Raw genomic sequence first — 21,857 nt, forward strand, 5'->3', positions numbered from 1 at the left:
GCGGCCGTACTGTTGTGTAGGCAGTTTTCGAGTACGCAGTCACGGAAGACGGAGAGCGCAGGCCCCCATGGTGCAGATCAAGAGCCCCGAGCAGATCGCCAAGATGCGCGAGGCGGGGCTGGTCGTCGCCGCGATTCACGCGGCCACCCGGGAGGCCGCCGTGCCGGGCGCCTCCACGAAGGATCTCGACGAGGTCGCCCGCAAGGTGCTCGCGGAGCACGGGGCGAAGTCGAACTTCCTCGGGTACGGCGGCTTCCCGGCGACGATCTGCACGTCGGTGAACGAGGTCGTGGTCCATGGGATCCCGAGCGACGAGGTCGTCCTGAAGGACGGCGACATCATCTCCATCGACTGCGGCGCGATCATCGACGGCTGGCACGGCGACGCCGCCTACACCGCGTTCGTGGGGTCCGGTCACGCTCCGGAGCTGATCGAGCTGTCCCGGGTGACCGAGGAGTCCATGTGGGCCGGGATCGCCGCCATGAAGGTCGGCAACCGCCTGGTCGACGTGTCGCGGGCCATCGAGACGTACATCCGCCGGCAGCCGAAGCCGGGCGGCGGGAAGTACGGGATCGTCGAGGACTACGGCGGCCACGGCATCGGGACCGAGATGCACATGGACCCGCATCTGCTGAACTACGTCGAGCGGCGCCGGGGCAAGGGGCCGAAGCTGGTGCCCGGGTTCTGCCTCGCGATCGAGCCGATGGTGTCCCTGGGGACGCCGAAGACCGAGGTCCTCGCGGACGACTGGACCGTGGTGAGCACGGACGGGACGTGGTCCTCGCACTGGGAGCACTCGGTGGCGTTGACCGAGGCGGGGCCGTTGGTGCTCACCGCGCCTGATGGGGGCAAGGCCAAGCTGGCGGAGTTCGGGATCGCCGCGGCTCCTGATCCGGTGGGCTGAGGGTTCGTTGCCGGGTGCGGGTTCGGTGGGGGCTGGTCGCGCAGTTCCCCGCGCCCCTTTCAGGGCGCTCCTGCGGGGCGGCGTAAGGATCTTCAGCCTTGGGCATGCATACCGAATTCGTGTTTCTGGGGGCCCTGACGTAGACTGACTCGTCGGCTCTCGTGTTTCCGTATGTCCTCATTCGGTTACCCGGAGTCGATCAAGGTAGTCGATTCGAAGGGCGAAGCGTGGCCAAGAAGCAAGGTGCCATCGAGATCGAGGGCACTGTCGTCGAGTCTCTTCCGAACGCCATGTTCAAGGTCGAGCTCCAGAACGGCCACCAGGTCCTGGCACACATCAGCGGCAAGATGCGTATGCACTACATCCGCATCCTCCCTGACGACCGGGTCGTGGTGGAGTTGTCTCCGTACGACCTGACCCGTGGCCGGATCGTCTACCGCTACAAGTAGATCCCTCTGACCCGGAGAACCTCGATCCCATGAAGGTCAAGCCGAGCGTCAAGAAGATCTGCGACAAGTGCAGGGTGATCCGCCGTCACGGTCGGGTCATGGTCATCTGCGAGAACCCGCGCCACAAGCAGCGCCAGGGCTGACGCACGTTCGACCACTCCCTCTGCATCGACATCGCAGAGATTCGCGCGACGCGAGCTGAATTTGTTCATACGCAGGACCCAGGCACGTTCTTCTCGCGTGCCTGACACCCCCGGCTCGGAGGCCGGGGACCCGGTTCGTACCTGGTACGGCGGCCGGGGGGCGGTTCTGTGGAAGACCTCCGACAATCACCAGGAGCCATTGAATGGCACGCGTTTCCGGTGTTGACATCCCGCGCGACAAGCGCGTGGAGGTCGCCCTCACCTACGTGTTCGGCATCGGCCGGACCCTCTCCCAGGAGACGCTGGCAGCGACCGGCGTCAACCCCGACACCCGCGTCCGCGACCTCTCCGAGGAGCAGCTCGTCGCGATCCGCGAGTACGTGGACAACAACATCAAGACCGAGGGTGACCTCCGTCGCGAGGTCCAGGCCGACATCCGCCGCAAGGTGGAGATCGGCTGCTACCAGGGTCTCCGTCACCGTCGTGGTCTGCCCGTCCGCGGTCAGCGCACCAGCACGAACGCCCGCACCCGCAAGGGCCCGCGTCGCGCCATCGCCGGTAAGAAGAAGCCGGGCAAGAAGTAGTCCTCAGCGGACAACGCTTCATCAGCGGTCTTCGCTGTAGGACCGACCACCTCCCCGTAGGAGTTTGTAGATGCCCCCCAAGGGTCGTCAGGGCGCTGCCAAGAAGGTGCGCCGCAAGGAAAAGAAGAACGTCGCTCACGGCCACGCGCACATCAAGAGCACGTTCAACAACACCATCGTGTCGATCACGGACCCCTCGGGCAACGTGATCTCCTGGGCCTCCGCCGGCCACGTCGGCTTCAAGGGCTCCCGGAAGTCCACGCCGTTCGCCGCGCAGATGGCCGCCGAGTCGGCCGCCCGTCGCGCGCAGGAGCACGGCATGCGCAAGGTCGACGTGTTCGTCAAGGGCCCGGGTTCGGGTCGTGAGACGGCCATCCGTTCGCTCCAGGCGACCGGTCTCGAGGTCGGCTCCATCCAGGACGTCACGCCCACCCCGCACAACGGCTGCCGTCCGCCCAAGCGCCGCCGCGTCTGATCTTCCACAGATCTCCGACGCAGGCCGCTTGGTCTGAGGTTTTCGGGCGGTACGGCTCTTACGGGGCGTACCGCCCGTACCCTTGGTAGTACTCAAGGGCATCAAATAGTGGGTGCCCATGACTGAAGGACTCACCACATGCTGATCGCTCAGCGTCCCTCGTTGACCGAAGAGGTCGTCGACGAATTCCGCTCCCGGTTCGTGATCGAGCCGCTGGAGCCGGGCTTCGGTTACACCCTCGGCAACAGCCTCCGTCGTACGCTCCTGTCGTCGATCCCCGGTGCCGCCGTCACCAGCATCCGGATCGACGGTGTCCTGCACGAGTTCACCACCGTGCCGGGCGTCAAGGAGGACGTCACCGACCTGATCCTCAACATCAAGCAGCTGGTCGTGAGCAGTGAGCACGACGAGCCTGTGGTCATGTACCTGCGCAAGCAGGGTCCGGGTCTGGTCACCGCCGCCGACATCGCGCCCCCGGCCGGTGTCGAGGTGCACAACCCCGACCTCGTCCTCGCCACGCTCAACGGCAAGGGCAAGCTGGAGATGGAGCTGACGGTCGAGCGTGGCCGCGGTTATGTCTCCGCCGTGCAGAACAAGCAGGTCGGTCAGGAGATCGGGCGCATCCCGGTCGACTCGATCTACTCGCCGGTTCTCAAGGTCACGTACAAGGTCGAGGCCACGCGTGTCGAGCAGCGCACCGACTTCGACAAGCTGATCGTCGACGTCGAGACCAAGCAGGCGATGCGTCCCCGTGACGCCATGGCCTCCGCCGGTAAGACGCTGGTCGAGCTGTTCGGTCTCGCCCGTGAGCTGAACATCGACGCCGAGGGCATCGACATGGGTCCGTCCCCGACGGACGCCGCGCTCGCCGCCGATCTGGCGCTGCCGATCGAGGAGCTGGAGCTCACCGTTCGGTCGTACAACTGCCTCAAGCGTGAGGGCATCCACTCCGTGGGTGAGCTGGTCGCGCGCTCCGAGGCGGACCTGCTCGACATTCGTAACTTCGGTGCGAAGTCGATCGACGAGGTCAAGGCGAAGCTGGCCGGCATGGGCCTGGCCCTGAAGGACAGCCCGCCCGGATTCGACCCCACGGCTGCCGCCGATGCGTTCGGGGCCGATGACGACGCGGACGCGGGCTTCGTCGAGACCGAGCAGTACTAAGAGCTCGGGTTCGACTGCAGGATCTTGACCGCGGGCCGTGTGTGGCTGGTCGCGCAGTTCCCCGCGCCCCTTACGGGGCGCGGGTTTTCCGGAGTCGGAAAGGGCTCCGGATCTTCGACGGGCATCCGCCCGCTCGGATACTGACCCCGGTACCTGATACGGCCGGGGCAGACACCTAGGAGAAACACCATGCCGAAGCCCACCAAGGGTGCCCGTCTGGGCGGCAGTGCCGCGCACGAGAAGCTGCTGCTCGCGAACCTCGCGAAGAGCCTCTTCGAGCACGGTCGCATCACCACCACCGAGGCGAAGGCCCGTCGTCTGCGGCCGTACGCCGAGCGTCTGGTCACCAAGGCGAAGAGGGGCGACCTTCACAACCGCCGCCAGGTGCTCCAGGTCATCACGGACAAGAGCGTCGTGCACACGCTCTTCACCGAGATCGGCCCGCGGTACGAGAACCGTCCGGGTGGCTACACCCGTATCACCAAGATCGGTAACCGTCGTGGCGACAACGCGCCCATGGCTGTCATCGAGCTGGTCGAGGCGCTGACGGTCGCGCAGCAGGCCACGGGTGAGGCCGAGGCCGCCACCAAGCGTGCCGCGCAGGATGCCGCCGAGGTCGCCGAGACCAAGGTCGACACCACCAAGGCTGACGACGCCGCCGATGAGGCTGCCGAGGAGTCGAAGGACGCGTAAGCGTTCTGAAGCGGGCCCGTTCCTTTCGAGGAGCGGGCCCGCTTTTCTGTACCTGAGAGGATTTGTGCGTGAGTGAGGAAGCGGCGGACGGGCATGTTCGTGTCCGGTTGGATCTGTCGTACGACGGGAGCGAGTTCTCCGGGTGGGCCAAGCAGGCCGGGGGACGGCGGACCGTGCAGGGGGAGATCGAGGACGCGCTGCGGACCGTGACGCGGTCGCGGGAGACGTATGAGCTGACCGTGGCGGGGCGGACCGACGCGGGGGTGCACGCGCGGGGGCAGGTGGCGCATGTCGACCTGCCTCGGGAGGTCTGGGACGAGCACCACGGGAAGCTGCTCAAGCGGCTCGCCGGGCGGCTCTCCAGGGACGTACGGGTCTGGGCCCTGCGGGAGGCGCCCAGTGGCTTCGACGCCCGGTTCTCGGCCGTCTGGCGGCGGTACGCGTACCGGGTGACGGACAACCCCGGGGGCGTCGATCCGTTGCTGCGCGGTCATGTGCTGTGGCACGACTGGCCGCTCGACGTGGACGCCATGAACGAGGCCGCCGAGCGGTTGCTCGGGGAGCACGACTTCGCGGCCTACTGCAAGCGGCGGGAGGGGGCCACCACCATCCGTACGCTCCAGGAGCTGAGCCTGGTGCGCGGGGACGACGGGGTGATCACCGCGACCGTGCGGGCCGACGCGTTCTGCCACAACATGGTGCGGTCGCTGATCGGGGCGCTGCTGTTCGTGGGGGACGGGCACCGGGGGCCCGAGTGGCCCGGGAAGGTGCTGGCCGCCGGGGTGCGGGACTCCGCCGTGCATGTCGTACGGCCGCACGGGCTGACCCTGGAGGAGGTCGGGTACCCGGCCGACGAACTGCTGGCCGCGCGGAACAAGGAGGCGCGGAACCGACGGAGTCTGCCGGGGGCACCCGGGGCCGGCTGCTGCTGACCCCGGGTCGGGGAGGGACGCGGGCTACTGGCCGTTGGCCGCGGCTGCCGCCTGGGTCTCGCCCCGGCGGTGGATCTGTTCGTAGGTGGACCCGCCGAGGTCGTCGCCGGCGGTGAAGACGGCCTTGTCCTTCTCGGTCACGTCCTTGCCGTCGGTGAAGCCGGAGAGGGTGAAGTAGGCGTAGCGGCCGTAGGAGTTGGCGGTCGTACGGCACACCGTCGTCCGGCAGAAGGTGGGGACGCCGTCACCGGAGAGGGAGACGATGGTGCTCTTCTTGTCCCAGTCCTCCTTGACCTTGGTCGCCTTCGCCTCGGTGTCGAACAGGGCGACGCCGACCGTGACCGCGACCTTCTCCCGGACGTAGGTCACACGCATGAAGCGGGTGCAGTCGTTGCCGGTCAGCAGCTTGTCGAGGGTGCCCTGGACGGCCGAGGCGCAGTCCTTCGTCGAGGCTGTCGCGCCCTTGCGGTAGACGACGCCCTCGCGCTTGGTCAGCTGGGAGCCCGGGAAGAGGATGTCCGGGCTGATCGGCGCCTTGTCCTTGCCCGAGCTGGAGATGAACTCCTTCGGGTCCAGCGGTGGCGGTGCCGTGGTCGGTGCGAACGACGGGGCCGTCTTGGCGCTGGCGCTCGGTATGTCCGCCGTGGCCGGGAGGTCGTTCGGGCCGTTCGCCGTGGTGTTGCCGTTGCCGTTGCCGTTGCCGTTGCCGTTGTCGGTGTTGACGACGGCGACGGCCACGGCGACACCTATGCCGACCGTGGCGAGGGCGCCGCCGACGATCAGCAGGAGTCTGCGGCGCCTGTTGCGTGTTTCGGACTGCTCGGCGAGTGACGCCCAGTCCGGGGTCTGGTTACTGGTGGAATTCCACTGATTGTCCCACGGATTGTGGGAACCCCCGGGGCTCCACTGAGACCCCCCCTGCCCAAAGCTCATGGGGCGCAGTTTAGACGGGCGAGGGGAGGCCTTCTTCAGTTATGGGTCACGCCGGATCCGGCTGGGGCGTGGCTTGTCGCGGTTGCGGCTTACGCCTTGTCCTTCCAGCCGGCCACGAGCTTGCGTGTGCTGTGGTCGCTGAGCTTCGTGTAGGAGAAGACGTCGATCTGCAGCCTGTGGCCGTTGGTGAACTTCATGTCGCAGGTCTTGCCCTTGCCCTTGTCCTTGACGCCGCACGTGTCCATCTTCGGGTTCTTCGAAGACAGGTCGTCCACGGTGACGAGGATGCCGGTCGAGCCCGCCTTGGTGTCCCAGACCTTCAGGACCTCGCCCGCGGACGTGAACTTCACCTGGCCGCCGGGCACCGAGTAGTAGGTCGACGCGGACGCCGTCCCGGCCGTGCCCAGCGTCAGCGCGACACCGGCCGCCACGATCGCGGCGGCAACGCTCTTGCGAGACTTCGTACGTGAACCCCGTTGTTTGCAGCTTGCATGACTGAATCACGTGCCTCGCGGCACGTGGTGCCGGAGCGTATCGAACTCGTGCGTGAAGTGGATCAAGGGGGTCCGGGGGTCCCTGTCCCGGGGCCGTTTTGACCCGTCCGGGGCAGCGCGAGTAGGCTTGCCGCTTGTTATGCGTATTGGCTTGGTCGCTCTCAGGCGAGAGGCCCTTGCGTAGGTTCCCTGGAGCAGTTACCAGTGGGCGGCATACGGGCAGCGTTCCCGGCACTGTCGTCCCCAGCTGCACGATCGCTTCAGTGATGCCATGTGTCAGCACCCATCCACTGAAGAAGAAGGCTGCGAAGTGCGTACGTACAGCCCCAAGCCCGGCGATGTGACTCGCCAGTGGCACGTCATTGACGCTCAGGACATCGTCCTGGGCCGTCTGGCTACCACTGCCGCGAACCTCCTCCGCGGCAAGCACAAGCCGACCTATGCCCCGCACATGGACATGGGCGACTTCGTCATCATCATCAACGCCGACAAGGTTCACCTGTCCGGCAACAAGAAGACCCAGAAGCTGGCGTACCGCCACTCCGGCTACCCGGGTGGTCTGCGCTCCGTCCGTTACGACGAGCTGCTGGCGAAGAACCCCGAGAAGGCCGTCGAGAAGGCCATCAAGGGCATGATCCCCAAGAACACCCTGGGCCGTCAGATGCTCTCGAAGCTGAAGGTCTACTCGGGCGACCAGCACCCCCACGCTGCCCAGCAGCCGGTGCCGTTCGAGATCACCCAGGTCGCGCAGTAGTTCCGGCCACACCCCCAAACAGAAAAGATCTGAGGAGAACCGTGGCCGAGACCACCGTTGAGCAGCCGGTCGAAGAGACCGAGACCGAGCTCGTCGACATTGACAGCTACACCACCGAGTCCGAGGTGCCCGTCGAGGGCGAGTACACCTCGGAGTCGCTCGCGGGCCGCTTCGGCGACCCGCAGCCGGCCGCCGGCCTGGGCCGTCGCAAGAACGCCATCGCCCGCGTCCGGATCGTCCCGGGCACCGGCAAGTGGAAGATCAACGGCCGCACCCTTGAGGACTACTTCCCCAACAAGGTGCACCAGCAGGAGGTCAACGAGCCGTTCAAGGTTCTTGAGCTCGAAGGCCGTTACGACGTCATCGCCCGTATCTCCGGTGGCGGTGTCTCCGGTCAGGCCGGTGCGCTCCGTCTCGGTGTCGCCCGCGCGCTGAACGAGGCCGACGTCGACAACAACCGCGGCGCCCTCAAGAAGGCCGGCTTCCTCCGCCGCGACGACCGTGCGGTCGAGCGCAAGAAGGCCGGTCTGAAGAAGGCCCGTAAGGCCCCGCAGTACAGCAAGCGCTAAATTCCGCGCTCGCAGCACCACGCGCATCGCCCCGGCGGCACGTTCCTGTGCCGTCGGGGCGGTCTGCTTAGCAGGATCTATCGCTTGTCGCAGGCTTAAGCACAGAGTGTCGGTACAACCCCTACAGGGGGAGGACAGTCTCAGGGGATGTACTTGGTCCACGGAGTGCCGGGACACTCGTGACTACTCGTGGACACCTGGTACGAGCCGCACATTCTCAGCAATTCGGAGGACACCACAGTGGGACGACTCTTCGGCACGGACGGCGTGCGCGGTGTCGCCAACGCGGATCTGACGGCCGAGCTCGCGCTCGGACTCTCCGTCGCGGCGGCACATGTACTCGCCGAGGCGGGAACGTTCGAGGGCCACAAGCCGGTGGCGGTGGTCGGACGGGATCCGCGGGCGTCCGGAGAGTTCCTGGAGGCGGCCGTCGTGGCCGGCCTCGCCAGCGCGGGCGTCGACGTGCTGCGTGTCGGTGTGCTGCCCACCCCCGCGGTGGCGTTCCTCACCGGCGAGCTGGGCGCCGACCTCGGTGTGATGCTCTCCGCCAGCCACAACGCCATGCCCGACAACGGCATCAAGTTCTTCGCGCGCGGCGGCCACAAGCTCGCCGACGATCTGGAGAACCGGATCGAGGGCGTGTACGAGGAACACCGCACGGGCGCCCCCTGGGACCGGCCGACCGGAGCGGGCGTCGGGCGTATCCGCTCGTACGACGAGGGCTTCGGGCGGTATGTCGAGCATCTGCTCGCCGTGCTGCCCAACCGGCTCGACGGGCTGAAGGTCGTCCTCGACGAGGCGCACGGTGCCGCCGCCGGGGTCTCGCCGGAGGTGTTCACCCGGGCCGGGGCCGAGATCGTCACGATCGGGGCCGAGCCGGACGGGCTCAACATCAACGACGGCTGCGGGTCGACCCACCTCGGGAAGCTGAAGGCCGCCGTCGTCGAGCACGGCGCGCACCTCGGGATCGCGCACGACGGGGACGCGGACCGGTGCCTCGCCGTGGACCACGCGGGCGACGAGGTCGACGGGGACCAGATCCTCGCGGTGCTCGCGCTGGCGATGCGTGAGCGTGGTGAGCTTCGCTCGGACACCGTGGTCGCGACCGTGATGTCCAACCTCGGCTTCAAGCTGGCGCTGGAGCGGGAGGGGCTCAAGCTGGTGCAGACCGGGGTCGGCGACCGGTATGTGCTGGAGGAGATGAAGGAGCACGGGTACGCGCTCGGCGGCGAGCAGTCCGGGCATGTGATCATCTCCGACCACGCGACGACGGGTGACGGCACGCTGACGGGGCTGCTGCTGGCGGCGCGGGTCGCGCGGACCGGGCGTACGCTGCGGGATCTCGCCGGGGTGATGGAGCGGCTGCCGCAGGTGCTCGTCAATGTGCCGGACGTGGATCGGTCGCGGGTCGGGACGTCCGCCGAGCTGGCTACGGCGGTGGGGGAGGCCGAGGCCGAACTGGGTTCTACGGGGCGGGTGTTGTTGCGGCCGTCCGGGACCGAGCCGCTGGTGCGGGTGATGGTGGAGGCGGCGGATATCGAGCAGGCTCGGGCTGTGGCGGGGCGGTTGGCCGACGCGGTTAAGTCGGCGCTCGGCTGAGGCTGAATTGCCGGGCAGGGGTGTGGGGTTCTGTGCGTGGCGGGCTGCGGGTTCGTCGTGGCTTGTCGCGCCCACGCGGCGGTAGCCGCAAATTCAACAGAGCCCCGCGCCCCTGAAGGAGCCGGGGCTGCGCCCCTTGCTCCTTCAGGGGCGGGGCTTGGACCATAGCCACTTCTGGAAGAGCAGGGTCAGGGTGCCTGCCGCGACGATGCTCAAGAGGTTGAGCAGGAGTTGGTTGGTGGAGCCGATGGTCTGGGCCGTGTCGCCGTAGCTGAGGGCTACCGCCGCGTTGGCCGCTGCCGGGACCGTGGTGACCGAGATGGCCACGCCGACCAGGGCGCCCGACTTGGCCGAGGTCAGGGAGAGGGTGCCGGCGATGCCGGCGAGGACGGCGACGACCACGGAGAAGGCGTCGGGGGCGTAGACGAAGGCCGTGTTGGGGCGTTCGGCGGCCAGTTGCTCCTGGCTGAACAGGTCGAGCGCGTCCATGAAGAGGCTGAAGACGACCGTCGCCGCCATGGCCACCGCGAAGCCCACGAGGAGCGCGATCAGGGAGCGCAGGGCGAGGCGCGGGTGGCGTTGCACGATGGAGGTGCTGATGCCCGCGAGAGGGCCGAACTCCGGGCCCACCGCCATCGCGCCGACGATCAGGACCGCGTTGTCCAGGACCACACCGCAGGCCGCGAGCATGGTGGCGATGGTGAGGAAGGCGACGTAGGTGACGGAGAGCGTCGACTCCTCGTGGGTCGCGTCCGTCAGGTGTTCCCAGAGGACCGCGTCCGCGCCCTCGCCGGGCGCGTCCTTCTCGGCCCTGTCGGCGCGTTTGGAGAGGGACAGGTCGATGTTCTCGACCGCGATCGACCCGGTCTCGTCCAGGTCCAACGCCCTCAGCGCGCCGATCAGTTCGTCGCCCGCCTCACGGGCCACGTCGCACATGACGACGTCCCCGGCGGGGTCGCGGGCAGCGCCCGTCATGACGACGAGATGGGTGGTCCCGACCGTCCCCTCGATCAGGCGCACCACCTCGTCCGTCTTCTCGGACGGGGTGATCAGGCGGAGATGCAGCATGTCCGCAGGGTAACCGGCCCTGTCGTGGCTACAGCTTGCGCAGGCTGAGGCGGCGGACCTTGTGGTCGGGGCCCTTGCGGATGATGAGGGTGGCGCGGCCCCGGGTGGGGGCGATGTTCTCGACCAGGTTGGGCCTGTTGATGGTGCGCCAGAGGGTGCGGGCGTAGTCGACCGCCTCGTCCTCGGAGACCTGGGTGTACTTGCGGAAGTACGAGTCGGGCTTCTGGAAGGCGGTCTGGCGGAGCTTTCTGAACCGGTTGAGGTACCAGCGCTCGATGTCGTCGGCGGCGGCGTCGACGTACACGCTGAAGTCGAAGTAGTCGGCGAGACCGACACGGGTACGGCCGTCGCTGCCCGGGAGGGCGGGCTGCAGGACGTTGAGGCCCTCGACGATGAGGATGTCGGGGCGGCGGACCGTCAGCCGCTGGTCGGGCACGATGTCGTAGATGAGGTGGGAGTAGACGGGGGCCGTCACCTCGTTCTTGCCGGCCTTGATGTCGGCGACGAAACGGGTCAGGGCCCGGCGGTCGTACGACTCGGGGAAGCCCTTGCGGGAGACCAGGCCGCGTTCCTGGAGGTCCTTCATGGGGAGCAGGAAGCCGTCGGTGGTGACCAGTTCCACGCGTGGGTGTTCGGGCCAGCGGGCCAGGAGCGCCTGGAGGAGACGGGCGACGGTCGACTTGCCCACGGCCACGGAACCGGCGACGCCTATCACGAACGGGGTGCCGGACTGGGAGCCCTGCTCGCCCAGGAACGTGTTCAGGGCGCCGCGCAGACCGTCGGTGGCGCCGACGTAGAGGTTGAGGAGCCGGGACAGCGGGAGGTAGATGTCCCGGACCTCGTCGAGGTCGATGACATCGCCCAGACCGCGCAGCTTCTCGACCTCCTCGGCGTTCAGTGGCAGCGGCGTCTTTTCGCGCAGCGCGCTCCACTCGGGGCGGGTGAGGTCGACGTAGGGAGTCGCCTCCGGCCTGGGCCGGTGGGCGCTCCGCGGCAACGAGGAGACCGGTGAGATCACAGTCCATTGTTAACGGAGTTTGAACGGGGTGGCGGGGTGGGGGCCGGGTGGGGTCCGTCACGCTCGCGCGGGCTCCGCCCTCACTGTGCGTGAACTGTGGCGAAGGTGTGGACCTGGGGTGGAGGGGGGACTAGCGTCCGGGCGGTCGGGAGGGAGCCGCTTCCCGGTCGGGCGGGGGGAATGGGGGGACTTCTGATGGGTTTTGGCATGCGTGCGCGCTTACGGAGCGTCGTACGGAGTGGATCTACGCGCGGTGACGGGGCGCGGGGGCGGGACCGCGAGCGGGACAGGGAGCTGGTCGGGCGGGTGTGCAGTGAGCTTGCGGCCGATCTGCCGGACGAGGATGTCGGTGAGTGTCTCGACGACGCGATCGACATGTACCGGATGGGGAGCAAGCCCCGGTGCGAGGAGGTCGAGTATCTGGGGCTGGTGCGGGAGGCCATCGACCGGATCGAGGAGGGGGAGTGAGGGGGCGTCCACGCGCCTGCCCCCGCTCCGTCCACGCTCCGTCCACCCGGCGGCACCCTCGGACCAGGTGACTCCGTCCTCAGACCAGCAGATCCTTGTAGTAGATGCTGGCCTTCTTGCGGCTGTCGGTGTCGGATGTCACCGAGCCGAAGCCGCTGCACAGGCGGACGGCCTGCGGGTTGGCGGGGTCGGGGACCTGGATGGCCATGCCCTCGGGCTCCCGGTAGGGGAGCGAGTAGCCGGCCCGGCTGAGTTCCTGCTGGACGACGGTGCCGGTGTTCCAGTTGACGCCGGTGTCTCGACGAGCGCCTACGACGGGAACGGCAAGGTCGCCACGACCACCGACCCGACCGGCACGCTGACCTACGACTACGACGCCCTCCAGCGGCCGACGGCCATCAAGCAGGGGACGACCGCGCTGTCACTGTGGACCTACGACAGCGCGACCGGTGGCAAGGGGCAGCTCGCGTCGGCCACCTCCTACGCGAACGGCAAGGCGTACCGGCAGACGGCGGTCGCCTACGACTCGCGGAGCAGGGTGACGCAGCGCCGGCTGACCGTGCCAGACGACGGCACGGGCCTGGCCGGGACCTACACCATCGGCTACGGCTACGGCTACGGCTACGGCTACGACCTGGCCGACCATCTCACCTCGGTGACATACCCCGCGATCGGCGGGCTCCCGGCCGAGACGGTCACCACCGCCTACTCCGCGCAAGGCATGCCGGAGAAGGTCTCCAGCCCGCTGGCCACGTATCAGTCGTCGATCGGCTTCGACCGGCTGGGCCGTGTCAACGCCCGTACCTACGGGGCGAGCGGGACCGACGCGACGGTCAGCCGGGCCTACGCCTACCACGACGCCGACGGCACGGGGCTGCTGTCCGGCATCAAGACGACGGTGACCGCCGGCGGCACGACCACGACCGCTCAGGACGACTCCTTCGTGCGCAACCTCGGTGGCCACATCACCGGTGCCACGGACGGGGTCACGGAGCAGAGCGAGTGCTTCACCTACGACGAGCTCAACCGGATCGGCCGGCGTGGGGAGTGGCCGAGGCCGCCCTGTTCCTGGTCGCCGCGACCACGTTCACGGTGCTGCGCACCGCTTGAGGGGCTCTTCTCAGGTGGTGATGCCGCGTCTCACGTGGTGATGTCCCGCCAGGCCCTCGGGATCGCCTCCGCCACGTCGTGGGCGCTCGTCGGGGCGCCGTCGGCGGCGTAGCGGCCCGCGAGGCCGTGGAGGTACGCCGCCGCGCTCGCCGCGTCCAGGGGGGAGAGGCCGGCCGCCAGGAGCGAGCCCGCGAGGCCCGAGAGGACGTCGCCGCTGCCGGCCGTCGCCAGCCAGGGGGTGCCGGTGGCGTTGACGCGGACCGGGGTGTCGGGGTCCGGGGCGGCGATCAGGGTGGTGGAGCCCTTGAGGAGGACGGTGGCGTCGTAGCGGCGCGCGAGTTCCCGTACGGCCGTCAGGCGTGCCGCCTCGACCTCCTCGCGGGAGATGCCCAGGAGGGCCGCCGCCTCCCCGGCGTGCGGGGTCAGCAGGGTGGGGGCCTTACGGGTGCGGACCGTGTCGCGGTCGGCGAGGCGGAGGCCGTCGGCGTCCAGGAGGACGGGTACGTCGGTGGCGAGGGCCTCGGCGACGGGGGCGGGGTCGTCGGCGGCCCCGGGGCCCGCGACCCAGGCCTGGACCCGTCCCGCCTTCTTCGGGCCCGTGTGCGAGATCAGGGTCTCGGGGAAGCGGGCCAGGACCGCGTCCGTGGCCGCGCCGACGTAGCGGACGGCGCCCGCGCCGCCGCGCAGGGCGCCCGCGACCGCGAGGACCGCCGCGCCCGGGTAGCGGGTCGAGCCCGCCGCGATGCCCACGACTCCCCGGCGGTACTTGTCGCTCTCGCCGGTGGGGCGGGGGAGGAGGGCGGCGATGTCGGCGTGCTGGAGGGACTCCAGGGCCGGGGTGTGCGGGAGCGTGGCGGCCAGGCCGATGTCGATCAGGCGGACCGAGCCGGCGTAGGCGCGGGCCGGGTCGATGAGGAGGCCCGGTTTGTGGGTGCCGAAGGTGATGGTGAGGTCGGCGCGGACGGCTGTGCCGTGCACCTCGCCGGTGTCCGGTTCGATGCCGCTCGGGAGGTCCACGGCGACGACCGTGGCGGGGGAGGCGGCGAGGAGTCCGGCGAGGTGGGTGGCCTCGGGGCGGAGGCCGCCCTTGCCGCCGATGCCGACGATGCCGTCCAGGACGAGGTCGGCGTGCTGGAGCAGGGGGGCCGCGTCGGTCGCGGTCGCAGTGGTGCCGCCTGCTCGGAGGAGCGTCTTGAGGGCCTCGGGGTGGGTGCGGTCGGGGGCGAGGAGGACGGCGGTCACCGAGGCGCCGCGCCTGGCCAGGCGGGCCCCGGCGTAGAGGGTGTCGGCGCCGTTGTCTCCGCTGCCGGTGAGGAGGGTGACCCGGCTGCCGTAGACGCGGGGGAGGGCGTCCGCGCAGGCCGCGGCGAGGCCTGCGGCGGCGCGTTGCATGAGGGCGCCGGCGGGGAGGCGGGCCATCAGGGTGCGTTCGGCTGTGCGGACGGTTTCTACGCGGTGGGCTGAGCGCATGGGGACGAGTCTGCCTTGCTTTGGGGGTTGGGGGCGGTTGGGGGTGGGCCGGCGGTTCCTGGGTGCGCCTGGGCTGTCGCTGGGCGGGGTGGGTTCCGCTGCTCGGCGGTGACGAGGTGCCGCCTGCGCCCACCCGTGCCGCCCCAGCGGCACGATTGCCCGCAGGGGGAGGGGAGCGGAGGGGAGGGGAGCGGAGGGGGTGGGGGCAGGGGCGAAGCCCCTGCTTTTTGCGGGCGCGGGGAACCGCGCGATCAGCCACGCACGGCCCGCGGTAGCTCTACGACCCGCACTCCCGAGCTACAAGGCGCCCTCACCCCTCCGCGATCACCACCGCCGAGGCCACCCCCGCGTCATGGCTCAGGGAGATGTGCCAGGACTGGACGCCCAGTTCGGAGGCGCGGGACGCGACCGTGCCGGTTACTCGGAGGCGGGGTTGGCCGGAGGGCTCGACATAGACCTCGGCGTCGGTCCAGCGCAGGCCGCTGGGGGCGCCCAGGGCCTTCGCGAGCGCCTCCTTCGCGGCGAAGCGGGCCGCGAGGGAGGCGACGCCCCGGCGCTCCCCGCTGGGGAGGAGCAGCTCGCTGGGGAGGAAGAGGCGGTCGGCCATGCTGGGTGTGCGTTCCAGCGAGGCACGGAAGCGGTCGATCTCGGCGACGTCGATGCCGACTCCGATGATGGGCATGATCCGCACCCTAGCCCCAGCCGAACGCCACCCCGCCTCCAAACAGCCCCCGCCTCGCCCTCGGTCGGCCCCCGCCCCCGCCCCCGCCACGCCCCCACCTCCGGGCCGGGGCGGACACCTCCCCGGCCCGGGGCGGAGCCTCCCCGCTCACTCCACAGTCACCGACTTCGCCAAGTTCCGCGGCTGGTCCACCTCGTTGCCTCGGGCCGTGGCCAGTTCGCAGGCGAAGACCTGGAGGGGGACCGTGGCGACCAGGGGCTGGAGCAGGGTGGGGGTGGCGGGGACGCGGATGAGGTGGTCGGCGTAGGGGGCCACCGCCTCGTCGCCCTCCTCCGCGATGACGATCGTCCGGGCACCGCGCGCACGGATCTCCTGGATGTTGGACACGATCTTGTCGTGGAGGAGGGAGCGGCCCGCCGGGGACGGGACCACGACCACCACCGGGAGGTCCTCCTCGATCAGCGCGATCGGCCCGTGCTTCAGCTCGCCCGCCGCGAACCCCTCCGCGTGCATATAGGCCAACTCCTTGAGTTTCAGGGCGCCTTCCAACGCCACCGGGTAGCCCACATGCCGCCCCAGGAACAGCACCGTGTTCTTGTCGGCCAGCGTGCGCGCCAACTCCCGTACCGGCTCCATCGTTTCGAGGACCCGCTCCACCTCGTGGGAGATCCGGGAGAGGTCGCGGACCACGGCCCGGATCTCGTCGCCCCACTTGGTGCCGCGTACCTGGCCGAGATAGAGGGCGACGAGGTAGCAGGCCACCAGCTGTGTCAGGAACGCCTTCGTCGAGGCGACCGCCACCTCCGGGCCCGCGTGGGTGTAGAGGACCGCGTCGGACTCGCGGGGGATCGTCGAGCCGTTGGTGTTGCAGATGGCGAGGACCCGGGCGCCCTGTTCACGGGCGTGCCGCAGCGCCATCAGCGTGTCCATGGTCTCGCCGGACTGGGAGATGGCGATGGCGAGGGTGCGCGGGCCGAGGATCGGGTCCCGGTAGCGGAACTCGCTGGCCAGCTCCACCTCGCACGGGATCCGGGTCCAGTGCTCGATGGCGTACTTGGCGATGAGGCCCGCGTGGAACGCCGTACCGCACGCGACGATGACCACCTTGTCCAGCTCGCGCAACTCGGAGTCGGGGATGCGGACCTCGTCCAGGGAGAGCGTGCCCGCCGCGTCGATCCGGCCGAGGAGCGTGTCCGCGACCGCCTTCGGCTGCTCGGCGATCTCCTTGAGCATGAAGTAGTCGTAGCCGCCCTTCTCCGCCGCCGACGCGTCCCAGTCGACGTGGTACGAGCGGACCTCGGCGGGCCGGCCGTCGAACGTCGTCACCGTCACGCCGTCGCGGCGCAGTTCGACCACCTGGTCCTGGCCCAGCTCGATCGCCGAGCGCGTGTGCGCGATGAACGCGGCTACGTCCGAGGCGAGGAAGGCCTCGCCCTCGCCGACACCGACCACGAGGGGGGAGTTGCGGCGGGCGCCCACGACCACGTCCGGCGCGTCCGCGTGCACCGCGACCAGCGTGAACGCGCCCTCCAGGCGGCGGCACACCAGCCGCATCGCCTCCGCGAGGTCGTCGCAGGACGAGAACTCCTCGGCGAGCAGGTGGGCGACGACCTCGGTGTCCGTCTCGGAGGTCAGGTCGTGGCCGCGCTCGGTCAGTTCGGCGCGCAGCGTGGCGAAGTTCTCGATGATGCCGTTGTGGACGACGGCGACGCGGCCCGCGTTGTCGAGGTGCGGGTGGGCGTTGGCGTCCGTGGGGCCGCCGTGGGTGGCCCAGCGGGTGTGGCCGAGGCCGGTCGTGCCGGTCGGCAGTGGGCGGCCGACCAGTTCCTTCTCCAGGTTCACCAGTTTTCCGGCCTTCCTGGCGGCGGCGAGGCCGCCGTCGGCGAGGACCGCCACGCCGGCGGAGTCGTAGCCTCGGTATTCCAGCCGCTTGAGGCCGGCGAGGACGACGTCCAGCGCGGACTGCGAGCCGATGTATCCCACGATTCCGCACATAGCAACCCCTGTGTCGTGTCGTTCGCGACCTGTCGTGTGCCGGATGTGACTGTACGTGACATTGTGCTCCTGGGTTGGTGAATCGGGTTCGGGGTGGGCGGTTCTGCCGGATGCGGGCTGATCGCGCGTCGTGGCTTGTCGCGCCCACGCGGCGGAGCCGCATAGTGATACAGCCCCGCGCCCCTACGGGGCGCTTGCGGTGGCTCTGAGAGACTGGGGCTGACATGAGTGAGACAGCACCTGTGCGGAGCGCGCCCCTTCGGGCCCGTGCCGAGATCGATCTGGATGCCCTGCGGGCCAATGTGCGGACCCTGCGTGCTCTGGCGCCGGGTGCCGAGCTGATGGCCGTGGTCAAGTCGGACGCGTACGGCCATGGCGCGGTGCGGTGTGCGCGGGCCGCGGTCGAGGCGGGGGCGACCTGGCTGGGGACGGCCACGCCCGAGGAGGCGCTGGCGCTGCGCGCGGCGGGGCTGTCCGGGCGGCTGATGTGCTGGCTGTGGGCGCCGGGCGGGCCCTGGCGGGAGGCCGTCGAGGCGGATCTCGATGTCGCGGTCAGCGGGATGTGGGCGCTGCGGGAGGTCACCGACGCCGCCCGTGCGGCCGGTGCGCGCGCGCGTGTGCAGTTGAAGGCCGACACCGGGCTCGGGCGCAACGGCTGCCAGCCCGACGACTGGCCGGAACTCGTCGCCGAGGCGCTGCGCGCGGAGGCCGAGGGGCTGGTGAAGGTCACCGGGCTCTGGTCGCACCTCGCGTGCGCCGACGAACCGGGGCACCCCTCCATCGACGCCCAGCTCACCCGCTTCCGCGACATGATCGCGTACGCCGAGAGGCAGGGCGTCCGCCCCGAGGTGCGGCACATCGCCAACTCGCCGGCCACCCTCACCCGCCCGGACGCGCACCTCGACCTCGTCCGCACGGGCATCGCGGTCTACGGCATCTCGCCCAGCCCGGAGCTGGGCAGCGCGGCCGATCTCGGGCTGCGGCCGGTGATGCGGCTGAGCGCCTCGCTCGCGCTGGTCAAGCACGTCTCCGGGGGCCACGGCGTCAGCTACGGGCACCATTACGTCACCCCCGGCGCCACCACCCTCGGGCTGGTCCCCGTCGGTTACGCGGACGGCATCCCCCGGCACGCCTCCGGGACCGGGCCCGTCCTGGTCGGCGGCAAGTGGCGGACGGTCGCGGGCCGGGTCGCCATGGACCAGTTCGTCGTCGACCTCGGCGGGGACGAACCCGCCGCCGGGGACGAGGTCGTGCTGTTCGGGGCCGGTGACGGGGGCGAGCCGACCGCCGAGGACTGGGCGCAGGCGGCCGGAACCATCGCGTACGAGATCGTGACGCGCATCGGAACCCGCGTCCCGCGCGTCTACCTCGACAAGGGCGATACGGGTGAGTGAGCGGGCGTATCCGACCGGGGCCCGTGAGGATGTGACCCCGGGCACCCGATCATGAGCAGGCGCACGAGTAAGTGAAAGACGAACGAGACGGGTAACTCCGTACGGGCGTACGGGGCGGGACCGGGCAGGCCGGCGAAGAGGAGCGGGACGTGAGCGAGAGCAGCGCGGAGGCCGTGGAGGCCGTCGTGAGCGCGGCCGCTGCCTCGGCCGCGTCCGGCGACGGGATCTGGCGCCGGGCCGGGGTCGCGGGGGCGGCGATAGGTGTCGTCGCGGCGGGCGCGGCGGCCGGTGTCGCCATAGAGCGGCTCACCGTCGGACGCGGCATGCGCAGGAAGGCCCGCCTCGCGCTCGACTCCACCGGCCCGTACGGGGCGCTGCGCGGCACCCCCGCCAAGGCGTACGCCGACGACGGCAGCGAGCTGTACTACGAGGTCGACGACATCGAGCCGGAGGCCGGTCTCTCGCCCCGCAGACGGCGGCTCTTCGGCCGCAAGGCCCCGGCTCCGGTCACCGTCGTCTTCAGCCACGGCTACTGCCTCAACCAGGACTCCTGGCACTTCCAGCGGGCCGCGCTGCGCGGTGTCGTACGGACCGTGCACTGGGACCAGCGCAGCCACGGCCGCTCCGGGCGGGGTGTGGCCCAGGCGCAGGACGGGCTGCCGGTCACCATCGACCAGCTCGGACGCGACCTCAAGGCCGTCATCGACGCGGCGGTCCCCGAGGGGCCCATCGTGCTCGTCGGGCACTCCATGGGCGGGATGACCGTGATGGCGCTGGCCGCGCACTTCCCGGAGCTGATCCGTGAGCGGGTCGTCGCCGTCGCGCTGATCGGTACGTCGTCGGGGCGGCTCGGCGAGGTCAACTTCGGGCTCCCGGTCGCGGGCGTCAACGCGGTACGGCGGGTGCTGCCCGGGGTGCTGAAGGCGCTGGGGCAGCAGGCCGCGCTGGTGGAGCGGGGGCGGCGGGCGACCGCCGATCTCTTCGCCGGGATCATCAAGCGGTACTCGTTCGCGTCACGGGACGTCGATCCGGCGGTCGCGCGATTCGCCGAACGGATGATCGAGAGCACGCCGATCGACGTCGTCGCCGAGTTCTATCCGGCGTTCACCGAGCACGACAAGACCGAGGCGCTCGCGGAGTTCGCCGAACTGCCGGTGCTCGTGCTGGCCGGGGTCAAGGACCTTGTCACACCGAGCGGGCACAGCGAGGCGATCGCCGATCTGCTGCCGGACGCGGAGCTGGTGCTCGTACCGGACGCCGGGCATCTGGTGATGCTGGAGCACCCCGAGGTGGTGACCGACCGGCTCGCCGACCTGCTCACCCGGGCGGGGGCCGTGCCGGCGGGGGCTACGGTTAGTGGTTATGGAAGCGCCAGCAGCACCGCACGGCCCGGGTGAGTCCGGGGAGGCTCAGGACTCGCCCCGGGTCTCACTTCAGATCACCGTCACCTCACCCGACCAGATGCTTGAGCTGGGCCGTCGCCTGGCGAAGCTGGTGCGGGCGGGGGATCTTGTCATGCTCAACGGGGAGTTGGGCGCCGGGAAGACCACCCTCACCCGGGGGCTCGGGGAGGGGCTGGGGGTGCGGGGGGCGGTCACCTCGCCGACCTTCGTCATCGCCCGGGTGCATCCGTCCCTCGTCCAGGGGCCGCCGCTCGTCCATGTCGACGCGTATCGCCTGGGCGGCGGGCTGGACGAGATGGAGGACCTCGATCTCGATGTCTCGCTGCCGGGGTCGGTGATCGTCGTGGAGTGGGGCGAGGGGAAGGTCGAGGAGCTGACCGACGACCGGCTGAACGTGGTCATCCACCGGGCGGTCGGGGACACGACGGACGAGGTGCGGCACGTGACGGTCACCGGGCTGGGGGAGCGGTGGGCTTCCGTGGAGTTGGGGGCGTTGTCGGCGTAGCGCCGAGCGCGCTGTCTGTCGGTCTGTCGTCTGTTCCGACAACGTGTCGGGAAAATGTTGCGTCGGGTGTCTTGGGCGTGGTCACATGGTAACCAGTCCTTGGTTAGGTGTGCCTAACTTGGTCCGCCGGTTGTGATCGGGAGGCGTCCATGGCGACAGCGGAACGTACGCCCTCCGGGGTGGGCGGGGTATCGATGCGCGACCTTCTGGCTTCGTGTGCGGCGGCGAAGGTGATCTCCACGCCTCCGCCTGCGCCTGCGCCTCCGGTGACGGTGAAGGTGGAAGTGCGGCGTCCCAAGGCTGCGTAGCGCTCCGGGAGGGGTGTTCGCGGTCGTGTCGCGGCCGAGGCCCGCAGGGGCCTGTGTCTTTCAGGGGCGCGGGGAACTGCGCGACCAGCCCCCACCGGACCCGCACCCGAAGAACGCACCCCCTACTCGACCACGACCACCTTCGTGCCGATGCCCGCGAATTCCCACATGGCCTTGCCGTCCTTGCGGGACTCGCGGATGCCGCCGGTCTTGGTGGTGGGGTCGGGCTCGGGGGTGGAGCCGTCGACGGCCGCGCTGAAGCCGATGGAGACGCCGTCGACGGAGGCGAAGCGGACGACGTTCTCGATGGGCGTGCCGTCGGAGCCGGTGACGGCGGCCGAGCGGGACGAGACCGTGTAGCTGGCGGGGGTCGGGTCGACCGTGCTCGGCGTGACCTCGAACGTGCGGGTGACCTTCTCGTTCGCGCCGACCAGCCAGACGCGGTCGTCGTCGAGGGAGTAGACGACGCGCTCGCCGGTGCCCGAGTCGTCGGGGAGGGCCTCCTCCGTGTCCTTCTCCCGTTCCGCCGGGGTCTTGGACTTCGGGAGTGCCGAGGACTTGGAGGGGGACGGCTTCCCCAGGTCGTCGGGCACGTTCGCCGACGCCTGATAGGTGAGGAAACCGACTGCGGCGATGGCCGCCGCGGTGAGCCCGGCCACGACTACCGAGCTGCTACTCGCCACCTTCTGAGCCCACCTCTCGTACCCATGTACGCCTGTGAAATACGTCTGTGCTGTGACGGTAGC

General features: G+C 69.9%; 24 protein-coding genes. 16 read left to right on the forward strand and 8 right to left on the reverse strand.

Features of this window, described 5'->3' with window-relative positions:
• Positions 1 to 67: 67 nt before the first annotated feature.
• From map to truA, 8 genes are all read left to right on the forward strand, one after another.
• A complete protein-coding gene (gene map, locus F9278_RS30730) occupies positions 68 to 904 on the forward strand; it encodes a type I methionyl aminopeptidase (RefSeq protein WP_152171202.1) in 837 nt (278 codons plus the stop codon).
• A gap of 227 nt (positions 905 to 1,131) precedes the next feature.
• Positions 1,132 to 1,353, forward strand: a complete 222-nt coding sequence (gene infA, locus F9278_RS30735; RefSeq protein ID WP_003948620.1) for a translation initiation factor IF-1 — start codon at positions 1,132 to 1,134, stop codon at positions 1,351 to 1,353.
• A gap of 29 nt (positions 1,354 to 1,382) precedes the next feature.
• Complete coding sequence (gene rpmJ / locus F9278_RS30740; RefSeq protein WP_003998809.1) at positions 1,383 to 1,496, forward strand: 50S ribosomal protein L36; 114 nt, start codon at positions 1,383 to 1,385, stop codon at positions 1,494 to 1,496.
• Between the two features lie 203 nt (positions 1,497 to 1,699).
• Positions 1,700 to 2,080: a 30S ribosomal protein S13 gene (rpsM, locus tag F9278_RS30745; RefSeq protein ID WP_005481202.1), complete on the forward strand. Its 381-nt coding sequence runs from the start codon at positions 1,700 to 1,702 to the stop codon at positions 2,078 to 2,080.
• Positions 2,081 to 2,150: 70 nt separating this feature from the next.
• The gene (rpsK, locus tag F9278_RS30750) at positions 2,151 to 2,555 is read left to right on the forward strand and encodes a 30S ribosomal protein S11 (protein ID WP_003956432.1); all 405 of its coding nucleotides are present in this window, start codon (positions 2,151 to 2,153) and stop codon (positions 2,553 to 2,555) included.
• A gap of 138 nt (positions 2,556 to 2,693) precedes the next feature.
• Positions 2,694 to 3,716, forward strand: a complete 1,023-nt coding sequence (locus F9278_RS30755) for a DNA-directed RNA polymerase subunit alpha (RefSeq protein WP_003966937.1) — start codon at positions 2,694 to 2,696, stop codon at positions 3,714 to 3,716.
• Between the two features lie 189 nt (positions 3,717 to 3,905).
• Positions 3,906 to 4,409 carry a 50S ribosomal protein L17 gene (gene rplQ / locus F9278_RS30760; RefSeq protein WP_152171203.1) on the forward strand — a complete coding sequence of 168 codons (504 nt, stop codon included), beginning with the start codon at positions 3,906 to 3,908 and terminating at the stop codon, positions 4,407 to 4,409.
• Between the two features lie 68 nt (positions 4,410 to 4,477).
• Positions 4,478 to 5,341: a tRNA pseudouridine(38-40) synthase TruA gene (gene truA, locus F9278_RS30765; protein ID WP_152171204.1), complete on the forward strand. Its 864-nt coding sequence runs from the start codon at positions 4,478 to 4,480 to the stop codon at positions 5,339 to 5,341.
• Between the two features lie 24 nt (positions 5,342 to 5,365).
• Here the strand turns inward: truA and F9278_RS30770 are convergent, their stop codons facing one another.
• Positions 5,366 to 6,274, reverse strand: a complete 909-nt coding sequence (locus F9278_RS30770) for a hypothetical protein (RefSeq protein WP_193241705.1) — start codon at positions 6,272 to 6,274, stop codon at positions 5,366 to 5,368.
• Between the two features lie 89 nt (positions 6,275 to 6,363).
• A complete protein-coding gene (locus tag F9278_RS30775) occupies positions 6,364 to 6,705 on the reverse strand; it encodes a hypothetical protein (protein ID WP_226967029.1) in 342 nt (113 codons plus the stop codon).
• A 373-nt stretch (positions 6,706 to 7,078) separates the two neighbouring features.
• On the opposite strand from F9278_RS30775, the gene rplM reads away from it, so the two are divergent.
• The 3 genes from rplM (at position 7,079) to glmM (ending at position 9,690) form a co-directional block, all read left to right on the forward strand.
• Entirely contained in the window at positions 7,079 to 7,522 is a 444-nt protein-coding gene (gene rplM, locus F9278_RS30780; protein ID WP_045559465.1) for a 50S ribosomal protein L13, read from the forward strand.
• A gap of 41 nt (positions 7,523 to 7,563) precedes the next feature.
• Positions 7,564 to 8,091: a 30S ribosomal protein S9 gene (gene rpsI, locus F9278_RS30785; RefSeq protein WP_152171206.1), complete on the forward strand. Its 528-nt coding sequence runs from the start codon at positions 7,564 to 7,566 to the stop codon at positions 8,089 to 8,091.
• Positions 8,092 to 8,331: 240 nt separating this feature from the next.
• On the forward strand, positions 8,332 to 9,690 hold the full coding sequence (gene glmM, locus F9278_RS30790; RefSeq protein ID WP_152171207.1) for a phosphoglucosamine mutase: 1,359 nt from the start codon (positions 8,332 to 8,334) through the stop codon (positions 9,688 to 9,690).
• Between the two features lie 144 nt (positions 9,691 to 9,834).
• Here glmM and F9278_RS30795 read toward each other — a convergent pair whose 3' ends face one another.
• Positions 9,835 to 10,758, reverse strand: coding sequence for a DUF389 domain-containing protein (locus F9278_RS30795; RefSeq protein ID WP_152171208.1), 924 nt, complete (start codon positions 10,756 to 10,758; stop codon positions 9,835 to 9,837).
• A 28-nt stretch (positions 10,759 to 10,786) separates the two neighbouring features.
• Positions 10,787 to 11,776 carry a type I pantothenate kinase gene (coaA, locus tag F9278_RS30800; RefSeq protein ID WP_152171209.1) on the reverse strand — a complete coding sequence of 330 codons (990 nt, stop codon included), beginning with the start codon at positions 11,774 to 11,776 and terminating at the stop codon, positions 10,787 to 10,789.
• 306 nt (positions 11,777 to 12,082) lie between these two features.
• Between coaA and F9278_RS46405 the strand changes: the two genes are divergently transcribed.
• Positions 12,083 to 12,244, forward strand: a complete 162-nt coding sequence (locus tag F9278_RS46405; protein WP_193241706.1) for a hypothetical protein — start codon at positions 12,083 to 12,085, stop codon at positions 12,242 to 12,244.
• Between the two features lie 67 nt (positions 12,245 to 12,311).
• The gene (locus F9278_RS30810) at positions 12,312 to 13,466 is read left to right on the forward strand and encodes a hypothetical protein (protein WP_152171211.1); all 1,155 of its coding nucleotides are present in this window, start codon (positions 12,312 to 12,314) and stop codon (positions 13,464 to 13,466) included.
• On the opposite strand, the gene F9278_RS30815 is transcribed toward F9278_RS30810, so the two are convergent.
• The 3 genes from F9278_RS30815 to glmS form a co-directional block, all read right to left on the reverse strand.
• On the reverse strand, positions 13,385 to 14,824 hold the full coding sequence (locus F9278_RS30815; protein WP_193241707.1) for an NAD(P)H-hydrate dehydratase: 1,440 nt from the start codon (positions 14,822 to 14,824) through the stop codon (positions 13,385 to 13,387). The genes F9278_RS30810 and F9278_RS30815 overlap by 82 nt on opposite strands.
• Positions 14,825 to 15,134: 310 nt before the next feature.
• The gene (locus tag F9278_RS30820) at positions 15,135 to 15,506 is read right to left on the reverse strand and encodes a holo-ACP synthase (RefSeq protein ID WP_152171212.1); all 372 of its coding nucleotides are present in this window, start codon (positions 15,504 to 15,506) and stop codon (positions 15,135 to 15,137) included.
• A 147-nt stretch (positions 15,507 to 15,653) separates the two neighbouring features.
• The gene (gene glmS, locus F9278_RS30825) at positions 15,654 to 17,501 is read right to left on the reverse strand and encodes a glutamine--fructose-6-phosphate transaminase (isomerizing) (protein ID WP_152171213.1); all 1,848 of its coding nucleotides are present in this window, start codon (positions 17,499 to 17,501) and stop codon (positions 15,654 to 15,656) included.
• Between the two features lie 224 nt (positions 17,502 to 17,725).
• Between glmS and alr the strand changes: the two genes are divergently transcribed.
• The 3 genes from alr (at position 17,726) to tsaE (ending at position 20,803) form a co-directional block, all read left to right on the forward strand.
• Complete coding sequence (gene alr / locus F9278_RS30830; RefSeq protein ID WP_152171214.1) at positions 17,726 to 18,895, forward strand: alanine racemase; 1,170 nt, start codon at positions 17,726 to 17,728, stop codon at positions 18,893 to 18,895.
• Between the two features lie 149 nt (positions 18,896 to 19,044).
• Positions 19,045 to 20,292 carry an alpha/beta fold hydrolase gene (locus tag F9278_RS30835; RefSeq protein ID WP_152171215.1) on the forward strand — a complete coding sequence of 416 codons (1,248 nt, stop codon included), beginning with the start codon at positions 19,045 to 19,047 and terminating at the stop codon, positions 20,290 to 20,292.
• Positions 20,258 to 20,803, forward strand: coding sequence for a tRNA (adenosine(37)-N6)-threonylcarbamoyltransferase complex ATPase subunit type 1 TsaE (gene tsaE / locus F9278_RS30840; RefSeq protein WP_152171216.1), 546 nt, complete (start codon positions 20,258 to 20,260; stop codon positions 20,801 to 20,803). Before F9278_RS30835 ends, tsaE begins: the two co-directional genes overlap by 35 nt.
• 430 nt (positions 20,804 to 21,233) lie before the next feature.
• Here tsaE and F9278_RS30845 read toward each other — a convergent pair whose 3' ends face one another.
• Positions 21,234 to 21,794 carry a L,D-transpeptidase gene (locus tag F9278_RS30845; protein ID WP_193241708.1) on the reverse strand — a complete coding sequence of 187 codons (561 nt, stop codon included), beginning with the start codon at positions 21,792 to 21,794 and terminating at the stop codon, positions 21,234 to 21,236.
• Between the last annotated feature and the right edge of the window lie 63 nt (positions 21,795 to 21,857).

Source organism: Streptomyces phaeolivaceus, assembly GCF_009184865.1.
Lineage (GTDB): Bacteria > Actinomycetota > Actinomycetes > Streptomycetales > Streptomycetaceae > Streptomyces > Streptomyces phaeolivaceus.